Source organism: Acinetobacter sp. YH16056_T (assembly GCF_024605895.1).
Lineage (GTDB): Bacteria > Pseudomonadota > Gammaproteobacteria > Pseudomonadales > Moraxellaceae > Acinetobacter > Acinetobacter amyesii.
Window position 1 is genome coordinate 1,618,013 of record NZ_CP094545.1, and the last position, 14,357, is coordinate 1,632,369.

At 31.2% G+C, this 14,357-nt stretch carries 10 protein-coding genes and 1 pseudogene; 4 read left to right on the forward strand and 7 right to left on the reverse strand.

Going from position 1 to position 14,357, the window contains the following annotated elements:
* Positions 1 to 4: 4 nt before the first annotated feature.
* The 5 genes from MST17_RS08045 to MST17_RS08065 are packed head-to-tail and all read right to left on the reverse strand — an operon-like array spanning position 5 to position 7,237.
* Positions 5 to 2,968 carry a reverse transcriptase domain-containing protein gene (locus MST17_RS08045; RefSeq protein WP_218949240.1) on the reverse strand — a complete coding sequence of 988 codons (2,964 nt, stop codon included), beginning with the start codon at positions 2,966 to 2,968 and terminating at the stop codon, positions 5 to 7.
* Between the two features lie 37 nt (positions 2,969 to 3,005).
* A complete protein-coding gene (locus MST17_RS08050) occupies positions 3,006 to 3,947 on the reverse strand; it encodes an endonuclease NucS domain-containing protein (RefSeq protein WP_180027277.1) in 942 nt (313 codons plus the stop codon).
* Positions 3,947 to 5,104: a restriction endonuclease subunit S gene (locus tag MST17_RS08055; RefSeq protein WP_180027276.1), complete on the reverse strand. Its 1,158-nt coding sequence runs from the start codon at positions 5,102 to 5,104 to the stop codon at positions 3,947 to 3,949. The genes MST17_RS08050 and MST17_RS08055 overlap by 1 nt, the downstream gene beginning before the upstream one ends.
* Positions 5,094 to 6,617, reverse strand: coding sequence for a type I restriction-modification system subunit M (locus MST17_RS08060; protein WP_180027275.1), 1,524 nt, complete (start codon positions 6,615 to 6,617; stop codon positions 5,094 to 5,096). The genes MST17_RS08055 and MST17_RS08060 overlap by 11 nt, the downstream gene beginning before the upstream one ends.
* Positions 6,617 to 7,237: a restriction endonuclease subunit S gene (locus MST17_RS08065; RefSeq protein WP_180027274.1), complete on the reverse strand. Its 621-nt coding sequence runs from the start codon at positions 7,235 to 7,237 to the stop codon at positions 6,617 to 6,619. The genes MST17_RS08060 and MST17_RS08065 overlap by 1 nt, the downstream gene beginning before the upstream one ends.
* A gap of 1,101 nt (positions 7,238 to 8,338) precedes the next feature.
* Here MST17_RS08065 and MST17_RS08070 point away from each other — a divergent pair.
* Genes MST17_RS08070 through MST17_RS08080 form a run of 3 tightly spaced genes read left to right on the forward strand, consistent with a single transcriptional unit; the run spans position 8,339 to position 12,637 of the window.
* A complete protein-coding gene (locus tag MST17_RS08070; RefSeq protein WP_180027273.1) occupies positions 8,339 to 9,829 on the forward strand; it encodes a site-specific integrase in 1,491 nt (496 codons plus the stop codon).
* Entirely contained in the window at positions 9,826 to 12,033 is a 2,208-nt protein-coding gene (locus MST17_RS08075) for a hypothetical protein (RefSeq protein WP_180027272.1), read from the forward strand. Before MST17_RS08070 ends, MST17_RS08075 begins: the two co-directional genes overlap by 4 nt.
* Entirely contained in the window at positions 12,026 to 12,637 is a 612-nt protein-coding gene (locus MST17_RS08080) for a hypothetical protein (protein WP_180027271.1), read from the forward strand. Before MST17_RS08075 ends, MST17_RS08080 begins: the two co-directional genes overlap by 8 nt.
* Positions 12,638 to 12,659: 22 nt before the next feature.
* On the opposite strand, the pseudogene MST17_RS08085 reads toward MST17_RS08080, so the two are convergent.
* Both MST17_RS08085 and MST17_RS08090 read right to left on the reverse strand, forming a co-directional pair.
* Positions 12,660 to 12,836: pseudogene (locus MST17_RS08085) on the reverse strand (IS5/IS1182 family transposase); the annotation flags it as partial.
* A 70-nt stretch (positions 12,837 to 12,906) separates the two neighbouring features.
* Complete coding sequence (locus MST17_RS08090) at positions 12,907 to 13,389, reverse strand: hypothetical protein (protein WP_180022928.1); 483 nt, start codon at positions 13,387 to 13,389, stop codon at positions 12,907 to 12,909.
* A 305-nt stretch (positions 13,390 to 13,694) separates the two neighbouring features.
* Between MST17_RS08090 and MST17_RS08095 the strand changes: the two genes are divergently transcribed.
* On the forward strand, positions 13,695 to 14,021 hold the full coding sequence (locus MST17_RS08095; protein WP_180022930.1) for a helix-turn-helix domain-containing protein: 327 nt from the start codon (positions 13,695 to 13,697) through the stop codon (positions 14,019 to 14,021).
* The last annotated feature ends 336 nt before the right edge of the window (positions 14,022 to 14,357 follow it).

Consider the following 14,357-nt stretch of genomic DNA (forward strand, 5'->3'; position numbering starts at 1 on the left):
TGAATCAACGCTTAAGAACTGCATCACAATCATATCCAGGAGGCAAATGTTTGAATAAATCTCTTGAATTTGGTGAAGATTTAAATTGAAAATCTCTTAATTCCTTAATCGATAATTTAGTTGTAAGTACACAGGTATTTTCCCCACCTTTGACATAAAGCATAGTCTTGCTCTCTGTTTTTGAAGGTCTCAATACACAAGATCCCCCATAGTGAGACGTATTAGCTTGTACTGTATAACAGTGTAAATCTCTTACCGCAGATTCAAGAATATGCTGATAATAATTGGTATCTCTGTTCCAAACACACGCTATTAATAGGTCAATTTCAGATTTAAATAAAACTCTATGAGTGATATCTGATAGCTCAAAACAATTGTAGGTTGCAAAGGAAATACCACGCCAAGATACTTTATGGTAATAAACATGTGGCTTAATTTCTAAATGTCCAGCCTTCAATCTTAGAGTTTGGAGCATATCTAACTCTGATGGTGCATAATGATTTTTTATACGAGCCGTCACTACACAAGATTTATATTCACCTGAAACTCTAAATGGCAAAGCCTCGATGATTAAATTATATGCAACACCATTAACAACCCAATGTTCTAGACCAAAAACTAAACCTATTTGGTGTCTTCTTGAAAAAGCAACCATAAATGGAAGCCAACTTACTGGAATTGCTACTTCTGGTAAAATAAGTAAATCGGCATGTTCTCTTAATGATGAATTAAGAATATTGAATAGTTTTTCCTGTCTATTAAAACTTAAATTTGGCTTGCAATCTTTTCTTACAGCAGAGGCTATGTCCGAGTCTGCTATCTTTAAATTCCCAATAGCTAAATTAATAACCGCTTTAAATTCACATCCAGCAACTTTAAGTTCAGATTTTACTATGCCTGTATTAGCTGCATTTTCTTGCTCAAATTTTACTGAAAACCCTTGACCAAAACTCTTTTCTTTATACTGTTTTATACATTTTGCCATCCAGTCATTCATATTAGGTTGTTCAATCAACTCATTTCCTAAATGGAAAAGTTGCCATTCATCAAAATGTATAAACCGTGGTGAAAGCTCTATTTTTTTTGTATCTAAATTTTGATTTTCTGAAGCTAAAAAGTCCGTTTCAGAAGTCAAGTCTCCATCATAACTAGAAAAATTGGCTAAAGGCCAAGCTACTAAATGGTGTCTTAAAAGGTTAGACTGACGAAACTGCCAAGCATATCTATGTAAATTTGAACCATAATTAATTAGGCTATTGATATTTGGTTTGTTGTCTTCATTTATAAATGCTGAATCATTTTCTATAAAACCCCATAAATTATTTGAATATTCTTTAATATCCAACAAACCTAAAGTAATGGATACCGATAATTCACTAAATAACTTAAGGTCATCCTGAATTTTTTCCGTTAATTTTATAGATTTTTTCTTTAAATTAAGTGTAACTCCATCAATTTTAGAAATCTCATCATCAATATAATCTTTAAAAGATTTTATGAAACTAAATTGATGGGTAACAACACCATATTGGTATAACTTTTCCCATAAACGGAAAAACTGCAACGCATTTTGACCTTTAAAGAATTGTTTAAGCTGAGGGAGTATATTTTCTTTTCTATCGATATGACATAATCGATGTGCTGTAATATGACTAGAGATATATTTAGAAAGTTCTGTTTCATTTTCAGCCAATCCAATCACACTACGTAAGGTATTCGCAGATCCGTTGTATAAAATATCGTATGCGAATCGATCTAAATCTTTATCTATATGATCATTAGGTAAAAATTTAAATGCACTACTACGTTCATCGAGCTCTTGTTTGAATAAATCCAATCCAGCTTTACTATGTTCTTTATCAAAAAATTGAAGAATTAACTTATCCTTTTGGATAGGTAATTTATTTTCTTCAATTTGAATTTGATAGTTTGACTGATCTTCAGATTTACTAATTAGTCCTTCAAAGTAATTTTCAATAAAAGATTCAATTGGATTCTCAATATCAAAATTAGGTCTCTTAAATACCATCAATATATCATCAACATATCGACCATAGTATAAAGGTCTAATATGCTTCTCCACATGATTATCAAAATCAGACAAATACCAATTTGCGATAATTGCGGATGATGCAAAACCAATAGGAAGTAGTTTTTTATCTTTACATTCTTTATGTGTTCTTGAGATTGGAGTGTTTATTTTAATTAGATATGCAGCATGCATTTTTTCAAGTAAAGTATTTAACTTTAAGGCTATATCTAATTGATCCTTTTGATCCGCATAATAACTTTGAATATCTTGTTCAATTTTTTCAAAACTTAAATTGACTTCATAAAAATATGATTTTAAATCTAATGAAAATAAGGCCACATCATCGCCAAATTGAGCAGTTTCTGTAGCTGCTTTAATTGCTTGATCACGCCAAGCATTGTATTGCTCGATATACCGTTTAAAAACCTCTTGACCATTCACACCATCACACTTATTACCATATTTTAAAGTCGATGGATGCATTCTATTACCATAGTTATCTTTGCTGACCTTTACCTCAAGGGCTGGACCCACAAAAAGACACCAAAGTATTTCTAAAATATGAATTTCAATCGGTGCTTTTACAAAATAATTAACTTTAGAAACTTGATATTTCTCAGAATCTTTGACATTGCTTATAAAAAGCCCATTCCCACCATCATTATGCTTCTTTTGTAATTCATCCTCATTTCTATCTACTTTTTTAGGCAATAGATGGTAGTCAATTTGATTTAAAAGTGTTTTTAATTTTTCATCTTCATCTAAATTTTCACAAACAATAAGATTTAATAGGTCATCGAAGATCTCTTCGAGATTATTATTTATTTCAAAATCAGCAATGCGCTGTTTGAGAAATAAATTAATATTTTCATGATAAGCATAACTTTTTAAATATAAATACGCTTTTTTAATATGATTAGAATTCAACACTATCATTATCCCCTAAAATAAAAAATGCACATAACCTAAAAAATTATTTATTTTTTAGTAACTTAAAACTCAACTGATAACGATAAAACTCAATATTCTGAGCCGCACTCAAAGCACGACGAATTCTTAGGTCATCTTCTAGTGCAATGATGACACCTTTCACTTGTTGATCTGCCTCAGCTAACTCATCTTTGACATAGCCCATATAGCGTTGAATTTGCCCCACAACACGATCACTTGCACGACCACGCTTAAGTTCAACAACAAGTAACGTCTTCTTATCCTTACTGATGGCCAAGATATCGATAGGACCTGTATCCGATGGATACTGCTGACCGACCAATTGACCTTCTTCGGTATAGATATCATAAGTCGAACCCAACTCGGTCTTAGACCAGTTTTCAACTAGAAAATGCTCCAGATGTTTTTCCAAAGCAAAAGCCGCTGGGTCTTCTACAATTTCATCGGGTTCTAAACCTTCAACGGGTTCTTTGCCTTGTATTAAGACTTTAAATTCTTCGGCATATTTAGTGATATTACTCACAGTACCGACTGATCCCGATGAGTTTTTTAGCTCTTGAGACATCAATTCTCTAGGCAAGGTTTGCTCAAACCATTCAACTTTTCTTCGATGGCTTAATTCACCTGAAGGCACATAGTAGTAATCTGAAATCACTTTACCTACTAAGTAGTTACCGTCTCCACGAGGCGTTAGAATGATATCTCCCTGTTTAATCCCTTTGCAGATAGTGTGTAACATGCCACATGCTAAGCCTGCCGAAATCTTAGTTTTATCAGGTAATGCTTTAAGATAAACAGGAATAAAACGATGATTAAACTCACGCCAATCATCAGGTAAGTCCTGTGTTAAGTCTTGGTCAATGTTCCAGTTGGCAGCAATAAAGCCGCCATCTAGAAACTCTTGAGCAAATACAGACTTCGCACCCGCCATAATGCGGTAGTAGCTAGGTGTTATTTGCATCATTAAGCAGCCACCTTGACACGTTTTTTACCTGTCAAAAGTTGTTGCATGAGTGCTTTTTTCTCTTGCTTTAAGCAATCAAGTTTCTTTTGCAAGGTCTCAATTTCTTTATCAGCTACCGAGATAATTTTCGCAATTTTTTGTTGCTCTTTAAAACTTGGGAATTTAAGACTAATCGTTCCCATCACTCCATTCATTAGCTTAGGATTAGCTAAAGTATGTGAAACGTACTTATAGGCCTCTCTTGATAAAGAAAAAGCTAGAAATTTTAAATCAATAGATGATTTTTTAGGTGTTAAAGTTCCACAGACATTTGTGCAATTAAATTTACCAGTTCTATAAAAAACAGTTCCAGCATTCACACCATCTGTAGTCCACGTAACCACTTCGCCATCAAAATCATAAGAATTTAAATATCCCATTACCCCATTATGTAAGGTCTGTGAAGAATATACAGGAAAGGTTCCTTTATTTTTTTCAATTTCAGTTTTACTAATTACTCTCCCACGCCCTACATGACATATTTCTGATACATGTACCTGATTCCATTCATCATGAAATCTCACCCCATTTTCATCGAGCAAACGCTTCTTACCCGTCAGCAACTGTTGCATTAATGCCTTTTTCTGCTGTTGGCTATTTTTGAGCAGTTTTTCAGTAGCCGAAATCGCTTGATCCCAAGTCGAAAGGATTTGGGCAATTTTTTCTTGTTCTGGCAAAATTGGAGCTAAAACTGGAATACTTTCACAATTTGCCTTATTTAAATATAGTATGGTCGTTTTAGATGCGACACTTTCCATATAAGGCTTCTGTGTTTCTAACCAGTATGCTAAATATTCATTATTAATAACATCAGTACATACAAAAGCATGGAGTTGTTGATTAATAACTAAGGGTTGTTTAGCAATAGCTACTACACCGAGTTCTCCAACAGCCGACATAATTACAGCTCCAGCAGGAACAACTTTTGCTCCTACCTCTTTAACAGCTTCATCAGAGATATAATTAACTTGTAAAACTGACGGTAGATAGCGACCATTAATTTCAGGTGTTGTTACCCAAGGAATATTGCCATCAAAAGTCTTTGGCTTATTGCGACCTGGAACTATTGATAAACAAATTTCATTTATTAAAAATTTTTTCCATCCATTAGGCACCATAACCCAACTCCTCTAAATACTTCGCCATCTGAACTTCAAGCTCAGCAAGTTGAGCCTTTAGCTGCTCACGCTCAGCACGTACAGCAACCAAATCAATCTCAGCTTCCTCTTCAAAGGTATCCACATAACGAGGAATATTTAGGTTGTAATCATTGTCTTTCACTTCCTGCAAAGTCGCCAAATACGCATACTTATCTACGCTTTCACGAGCACGATAGGTTTCAATAATCTTGGCAATATTGTCTTCAGTTAAATTGTTTTGATTTTTACCTGACTTAAACTCACGGCTTGCATCAATAAACAAAACCGAATCATCAGACTTTTGCTTTTTGAAAATTAAAATCGCAGCAGGAATACCCGTACCGTAGAACAGCTTTTCAGGTAAACCAATCACCGCATCTAACAAGTTTTCGTTAATCAACTTCTCACGAATCTTCCCTTCAGACGAACCACGGAATAACACACCATGTGGAACCACAACACCCATACGACCCGTAACAGGCTTTAGCGTTTCAATCATGTGAGAGATAAAGGCATAATCACCTTTGGTCTTTGGCGGCAAACCACGACGGAAACGATCAAACTTATCATTTTCAGCTTGCTCATAACCCCACTTGTCTAATGAAAATGGTGGGTTTGCTGTCACAATATCAAACAGCATTAAATCGCCATTCTTATCCAATAGTTTTGGATTACGAATGGTATCGCCCCACTCAATTTTGTGGTTGTCTTCGCCATGCAGGAACATGTTCATTTTGGCTAATGACCACGTTGAACCAATCGCTTCTTGACCGTATAGTGCGTATTCTTTGCTATTGTGATTACTTACAACTTTACGACCACACTTCATCAACAGTGAACCAGAACCACAGGCAGGGTCACAAATGCTGTCGCCTTTTTGTGGATCAAGTAACTCCGCAATTAAGTCCGATACTTCAGGTGGCGTATAGAATTCACCTGCCTTTTGACCACCACTCGCAGCAAAGTTTTTAATCAAAAACTCATAACCGTTACCAATCACATCAAGTGAACCCACACGGCTTGGTTTTAAATCTAAATCAGGCACAGCAAATACTTCTAAAAGATCTTTTAGAATCGTATTTTTTTGCTTTTCTTCGCCCAATTTATCCGTATTAAAAGAAATATCTTGGAAAACGCTTTTACCTACATCTTTCAGCTTTGTCCCATTGGCTTCTTCAAGTGCATGTAAAGCCATATCAATACGTTCACCATTACCGGGCTCAAAGCGACGCTCATGCAAAGTATAGAAATTAGATTCACGAGGCAGGACAAAACGCTCGTTTTTCATCATTTCTTCAATCAGTTCAGGCTCATCACCATATTCATTTTTATAATTGTCGTAGTGATCTTGCCATACATCCGAAATGTACTTTAAGAACAACATCGTCAAAATATAGTCTTTGTAGGTATCAGCACTCACTGTGCCACGGAATACATCACATGCCGACCAAAGGGCTTTATTGACGGTATCTTGATTAATTTGAGTAACCATTATTTGTTTCCTTGGAGCAGTTGTTTAAACATACCCATCATCATTTGTTCACGATTTTTAAGTAATTGTTGGGTCAAGATCTGCTCTTGCTCCCAAATACGGTTTAATTCGATTATCTGTTGCTGAATGTCCAAGCTAGGGACTTCAATCTCAAACTGGCTAACAGTTGATACGCTAAGCATCGGCATCTTAGAACCCTGACTTTCTTTGCGTAATTCATATTGCACATGAGGCTGGTTCAAGTACCAGCATACGTATTCAGGTAGTACATTTTGATTAGGCATCAAAATCAAAAATTGACTACTTACAATTAAGGGTAATGTTTTTGATTGATCTTGATGACCTACAAAATAATGTGCCTTGAGATACTCTCCACGACAGGGCAACAATACAGACTCAGGCGATACGATTGCGTTATCCTTACCCTGCCAATCAATTTGCGGTAAAGCATCAGCAAAAAGCGTATAGCCACATGTATCCGTTGCAATGTTACGAATATCTTTGATCTGCAATACATGGGCATTGCCTGAATCAACTTCTTCAACCTTTTCACGGAATGTAAAGCCTGTGCGGATCTCTGCGAGATCGCTCAGTTTTAGGAATCTTTTTAACTTTGCCATAAATATTTACTCTGAAAGAGAATGAGCCATCCTTGGCTCAGTCCACTTAAGATGCGTTACCAACATATTTCTTTAGCCAATCAGTCATTGATTTGTCTTTATCTGAATCCAAATTTATCCAAGCCGCATCTCTTTGCAAACGTGTCACTAATAAACCATCATCTCTATCCATGACTTGTTGTAAATCATCACGAATCTGTGGTGCTATTTTATCCGAAACGATAATCCAACAGGACTTTAACGGTCGACACCATGTTCCATAAGCCTTAATTTTTTATCCAGCTCTTCATAGTTACGTTGTTTACGCAGGTCATAATTGATCTGATATACTTTCATTTGTTCTTAACTCCTAATGTTTAGTCACGTTAATGGTTTTGAATTCGATGACAGGCGGCCACCTGTCATCACTAAATTTAATGCAGTAGAGACACTATGAGACATGCCGAGTGTTATGTTAGGTTGGTATTTGTGTTATGTCAATAAAAAACGCAGTAGAATCCCTATGTAAAATAATAAATAAATTTTCCTACTTTTTGTGAATTTCAACGAGGTTCTGGAAATTCTCAGATTTCAACTCAAAAAATTTAATATTGGCTATTTGAATTTAAAGTATATTGATTATTGGTGCTCTTCATAGAAAGTGATTCAATTATTTAATTCAAATTTATAAAAAACTGCTGAAGGGTTTTGTTGCACCCTTCTTAGACCAACCATATTCTGCTGTTTCATTACTATTGATGCCTGACTCATCAATATAAAGAATCTGTTCTTTTACATATTCGGCTTTTAATTGAGGCAACAATCATTGAAAGACAGCTCGACCTATTTTGCAGGCTTGTCTAGAGTAATATTTTTACATATAAAATATAAAAATCAATACCTTACAAATTAAAACTCTTATTTAAATCACATTTACAACAGTTCATTAATAATTATTTAATTATAAAAATTATTATATTTATAATAAATAGAATTTTATTGAGATTATTATATTTATAATAAATAGAATTTTATTGAGATTATTATATTTATAATAATCTTGAAGAGCTTGCAAAAATTTATTTTTTATATATTATTCTTAATGAAATAAAAGGAATTATCATGGATAACAAATATCAAGAAGCAAGTGCATTAGAATTTAATGATGATGGTTTATTTAAAATATCTACAAAATATATTAGATATGAAGATGATTTTACAGAAAAAATACACACATTTAGGGATGTTGAAAATGATAGTTGGGAAATTTATAGTGATGGGTGTAAAAAGATAATAGTTTTTAACAAATATAAGACTAATATTAAAAACTTAATTAAGTTAACTGCTATAAACATACTTACTAATCTTTCATCTTCTACATTAGTTAATTATATTCATGGATTCCTAAAAGTATTCTCTGAGCAAGAAATAATTGACATTATAAAAAATAAAGAAAAAATTCTTTATAATTGGGAAATCTATAAATCAAATAAAATCAATAGCTTTACAATCTCAACAATCTTGCCAGCTCTAAATTTTCTAAAAAACATCCTAATATATCTTTCTGTTAATAATTTATTAAGATGGAATAAAAATGATATTGAGAATATATCAAATTTAAAAAGATTTAAAATAAACAAATATGCAAAAATAAAATCCGGGGATTGTTTTTTAAATACAGAAGAGGAAGCAAAAATATTAAATTATATTGGCAAGGTAAGTAACTATGAAAATTTAACAAGTAAAGATTTAGATGAATATTGTGTTCTTATACTTTTTTATCAATTTGGTGTTAGGCCAAAACAAGTCGGAATGCTTAGGCTTTATGACTTAAAAACTTATAAAATAAATAAATACGATGAAACACTTCATGTTAAATTTCAAAAAATCAAACAAAGACATACTATGAATGCAATTCCATTAGTTAGAAAAATAAAAACAGAATGGATAGTTTTTTTTAAAGAAAAAATTAGAAAAACAGATAAACATGGTAATTATTATTTTTTTTCTAATAATAAAAACGATATACGTGAAATTTTAAGAAAAGTAACAATTAAAATATTAGGTTATCCTATTAATGCAAATATATTTAGACATTCAGTTGCACAGAGACTAGTTGAGTCTGGGGCAAATTTAGATGAAGTATCTTCCTTCCTAGGACATACTTATTCTAAAAGTGCATTGATTTACTTCCAAGTATCTGCACAGACTGGAGTATTAATTAATAAAGCTCTAGGCATATCTAATATATATAGTAAAATTTCAAAAATTACGCATGGTGATTTTATAAGTATAGAAGAATTAAATAATTTGAATACTGAAAAATACATTGAAAGTTATCCACATGGAATAGCAATATCTGGTATTGGTGGATGTGATTTAAAACAGAACTTATGTAAAAAAAATCCAGTTTTTTCATGTTATGGTTGCGATAAATTTTTACCTCTAAATGATAAAAGTGTTCATGAAAATGTATTAGAAAACCTAAGAAGTATTATAAAAAAATTTAAGGACTCTAGCTTATCTGAGACTCACTCTCCTGCTTATATGCAACTTAAGAGCCTAATATTCAATATTGAATCCCTTATACATGAAATCGAGGAAAAAAAATGAATAATTTTAAGAATTATATTTTAGAAATGAAGAAATTAGCTCAAATAAAAAAAATTAAATGGGACATAGAGGTTGACAAAAATGGTGTCGTACTCTCTGAGGATCGCTGGAATTTAAATGAGATAATTGGAAATAATACAAGACCATTTTACTATCTTTCTAGTTTCGAACTGGTTGATAAGTTTAGATTAAATAATATTGAAAATGTTATTATTAGTAATAACTGGATTGAACTTATCAAAGCAGTAACAATAGAAAAAATTTTAATAGATAAAATAAAGCCAAATAGTATAATGCCAATAATATTTAATTTGAGAGTAATAGCTAGTATAGCAACAAAACCTCCATATGATATGAATCCAGAAGATTTTTTTAAAGTTATAAATCATATTGAGAAAATAGACTCATTAAAAATTACAGCAATAAAAAGTATTGTAAAACATATTTTTGATATTAAGTTTTTATCTAAATTTTGTCCTATATATCCTTACTTAAATATTAAAAAAATATCTAGTTCTACCCCACTTTCTAATCAAATAGATAAGAGGGATAGTGCTGATAAACTACCCGAAAATAAATATTTTTGGGAACTAGTTAGAATTTTATATACAGAGGAACCAAAATCTTTTTTTGATTTTATTAGGTTTAGTCAACTAAAGTTATTAGTTCTTACTGGTTTACGGATTAGTGAAATAACTTCTTTACCTCTAAACTGTATAAAAAAGCACAATGTTTTAGATAAAAAAATCTATGAAAAAAATAAACAGTATGGGGCAGTTAGTCATTATTTTTCCCTTAAATACTTCGCAGAAAAATTAGAAAAAGAAAATCAACATAATATTTTACAAATTGAATCACAGATCATTCCAGAAATATTTGAGCTTGAAATCTTAAGTATTGTTGAATCAATTGAAAAATTAACTTTAGGTATTCGTTCAACTTTGAAAAATTTTGAAAATAAAAACTTAGGATTTTATGATGATTATATACCTGCTTACAGTGCTTATTTAATATTAAGTGGTAATAGTATTTTTTTAGAGAACATTGAATATGATACAAAGGAGCTAAATATTATACAACGTCAGGAACTATCCAATAAATTAATTGAATTGCAAATAAAACTATTAGATACCAAAGAATTCACACACTCTTTTTATACGTATATGCAAAGATTACGCTTAAAATGCTGTATATATAATCAAAAAAAACAGCCTTACCTTAGTCACGAAAAAATTATCTATAGAACCTCTTTTTTTCGAAAGTCTGATATCTTAAATTATATTTTTAATGAAAAAGAATCCAAATCTCCTGACCTATATTCTATTAAAGTGAATGATGGTTCAGTAATTAATTCTAGTGATTTTTTATTTCTGTATCCTAAAAGAGCCCTCATAGAAAATAGAAACAATGGTCTACTAGCAATTGATCATTATTTAAGTATTGGTGTTACCAATCGCCAAGCCCTGAACTGCTTTATTAGCAAAATTAGTGAAAGCACCCCTACTATTTTTGAAATATATGGATCAGATGAATTTAAAACTGCCTCACTAAAAAGCCATAGTTTCAGACACTTGATGAATACTGAATTATTCAGAAAAGGTATAGCAGATTCATTAATTACTAAACATTTTAATCGCCAATCTATTTCACAAACTTATGAATATGATCATCGCTCACTTGCTGAGAAATTAGATTTTAACAATATACCAACTATAAATAAAGACATAGATAATTCAAGAACTGAAGTACTTATAAATTTAATTAATGAAAATAAAACTAGAGGGCCTCTAATCAGCAAATATCTAGAAATTCAAGAAGAATATGGTGATGATGAAGCCTATTTGTTCTTGAAAACAGAAGCAGATGGATTTCATACAACACCTTATGGACATTGTGTAAATAGTTTTGCTGTTGATCCCTGCCCCAAACATCTTGAATGCTTCTCTGGTTGTAATCACTTTATGTCTACTGGTCTAAGTAAGCATAAACAAAACTTAATTAATCTACGAGATAAATTTAAGCAAGAATTACAAATTATTGAAGACTTCCCAAGTAAAGGAATAGGTAAATTGCATCAAATAGGTCACATTAAAAAACAAATATTAAATATAGAACTTATTTTGGAATCAGATGAAGGTTCTTTAGTTTTTCCTGCAGAAAATGATTTGTCTGATATTGATAAAAAGGATATTTTCGATGCATAATTTAATTCAACTATTAGAGCGTATGTTAGAGAATAATATTGACATTAGTTATAGAAAAGTTGCTGAATTAAGCAATGAATTCAAACATGCGTCTTCTATAACAAGGGACACTGAACGAAAAAATCTTGTTGATTCCTACAAATTTAGACAAGAAAAACTTAGATTATTAATTCGAAAAAAGACTCCTGAATATAATGTTCAACAAAAAAATCAAAGTTTACTCTTACAAATTGATGAGCTTAAGAATAATAACTTAGAACTGATAGCCTCTCATAATACTTTACTGAAAATTGTTGGTGAATTAGGTGGCTTTACAGCGTGGTCACAACTTTGTGAATCACTGGATCATTATGATCAAAGAGTTATAATTTCTAAAAATCATCCAGAATACTTAGCTTTTATAAAAAATTTACAAACTATTAGAAATCAAATGCAGCTATCTCAAATTGAATTATCAGTAATTTTGGGTAAGGATGAAAATTTTGTAGAAAATATTGAGTCTTTTGAACTTCTGCTACCAATCACAGGAGTCATCATAGTTGCTAATTTTTTACTTACACAGCAATTTGAAAATTATCGGAATTTTAAGCCAATTTTAGAGTGAGTGTTTAGGGGCTGTTGACATTTCAAGTATAAAATTTACCCGACAAAGGTAGCCAAATAAAGATACAAGCTAAAGCTACTGCTCCTTCATAACTACACTTTAGCTTATCATATCTCGTAGCTATTCCTCTAAACTGCTTCAACCGACAGAATTCATTCTCAACTAAATGTCTGATTTTATATAAATACCAATCCATGTATGATCAATAGATGACATTAACTTTATAATTAAAGCCTTTAAATGTCATCCAAAAATAAATATTAAAATTATTAATAAATACAAGATTCAATATTTTTAATAATATTAGCTATATTGTTTTTCTTTTTTATAATATTTTTTAAGTCAAAACTAATGTTATTGATATATTTTTCTAAGCAGAAATCTAACTCAGGAATTTCTTTAATTAGTTCGTTAGTTAATTTAATTTCATAGTTTTTATCTAATTCTTGTTGTCTAATTTCAATTAATTTTTTGTTTAATATTTCAGTTGCTTTAAATTTGCAATGATCAAATCTAAAATTTTCCAATTTTGAAGTTTCTGAATAATATTTTTTTCCATTCGAGCTAATAACTTCTGTGAGGTAATCCTGTCTTACAAGCTCTCTTAGAAGAGCATAAGTCTGCTGTTTTATTTCATCTGAAATGGTATCAAATTGAATCCAGATCTCTTTTGGAGTAAACATGACTAGAATAGTTTGTCGCTCAATAACGTGTAAGAACTGTTCTTTAACTGCATTTTTAATTTCTTTCATATGCCTTATCTTGGAAAGATGATAGCTAATTTTTCAATTTATAGATTCTAAATTCTAAGTTGTAGCTTACTGAAACCGAGGTATCTTTACAGATTGTATGCCCTTTATCATTAGCTTTAAGTTCATTAAACGCACTCCGAAAAATTATCAATTTTAAAAATTTAAAGGAAAATAATCTATCACTTTTCAGTCGCATGATTCGATAAAAGTAAAATTTCCTGAGATGTATGAATACTAAGGAATCCTTAGTAATAAATCAATTTAAAACTAAGAAAATCTTAGTTTTATGGTTTATATCTGAACTAATGTCACAACATAATTCAAATGTTTTCTCTATACGTTTAAGAATTGCTCGAAAAACAAAGAACTTGTCCCAAGAACGTTTAGGGATATTGGCCGGTATTGATGAATCATCCGCAAGTGCTCGGATGAATCAATATGAGACTGGAAAACATGTTCCTGACTTTCTTATGGCGACAAAAATTGCAGATGTTTTAGAGGTTCCTGTCGCTTATTTTTATACTAATGATGATTTAATGGCCGAAATTATTTTAAAAATTCATTTGATGACATATTTACAGAAATTGGAAGTTTTAAAATTTATTGATAATTCAGAAGAACTTACCGATTGATGTCAATTGATTAGCGCTTATGACGTTTATAAAAGAATTAATTAAGCTTCTTTATCACACGTACTGTATGCTAATTTTAGATCGTAAATACTTTTCGTAAAAAGTATAGATCAACTCCTTGAATAACCACATAAATGTGCTCTAATCAACAATAACGTCAACTATAAGTATTTACTTCTAATCCTTTAACTAGATTATATCAAAGCAGATTCCATCACTTATTAGACATATACTTGGTATTTTATTGTTAATATAGAACATACGGAAGTTACCTTATTTATTAAAATTTAACACTTCTTTAAATAGATAACTTCCTTTTTCTAAGATCAATCTGTG

Excerpts from the sequence above, each read along its gene's own strand:
- MST17_RS08045 (WP_218949240.1), bottom strand. The coding sequence starts at position 2,968 with ATGATAGTGTTGAATTCTAATCATATTAAAAAAGCGTATTTATATTTA.
- MST17_RS08070 (WP_180027273.1), top strand. The coding sequence starts at position 8,339 with ATGGATAACAAATATCAAGAAGCAAGTGCATTAGAATTTAATGATGAT.
- MST17_RS08055 (WP_180027276.1), bottom strand. The coding sequence starts at position 5,104 with ATGGTGCCTAATGGATGGAAAAAATTTTTAATAAATGAAATTTGTTTA.
- MST17_RS08060 (WP_180027275.1), bottom strand. The coding sequence starts at position 6,617 with ATGGTTACTCAAATTAATCAAGATACCGTCAATAAAGCCCTTTGGTCG.
- MST17_RS08095 (WP_180022930.1), top strand. The coding sequence starts at position 13,695 with ATGTCACAACATAATTCAAATGTTTTCTCTATACGTTTAAGAATTGCT.
- MST17_RS08075 (WP_180027272.1), top strand. The coding sequence starts at position 9,826 with ATGAATAATTTTAAGAATTATATTTTAGAAATGAAGAAATTAGCTCAA.
- MST17_RS08065 (WP_180027274.1), bottom strand. The coding sequence starts at position 7,237 with ATGGCAAAGTTAAAAAGATTCCTAAAACTGAGCGATCTCGCAGAGATC.
- MST17_RS08050 (WP_180027277.1), bottom strand. The coding sequence starts at position 3,947 with ATGATGCAAATAACACCTAGCTACTACCGCATTATGGCGGGTGCGAAG.
- MST17_RS08090 (WP_180022928.1), bottom strand. The coding sequence starts at position 13,389 with ATGAAAGAAATTAAAAATGCAGTTAAAGAACAGTTCTTACACGTTATT.
- MST17_RS08080 (WP_180027271.1), top strand. The coding sequence starts at position 12,026 with ATGCATAATTTAATTCAACTATTAGAGCGTATGTTAGAGAATAATATT.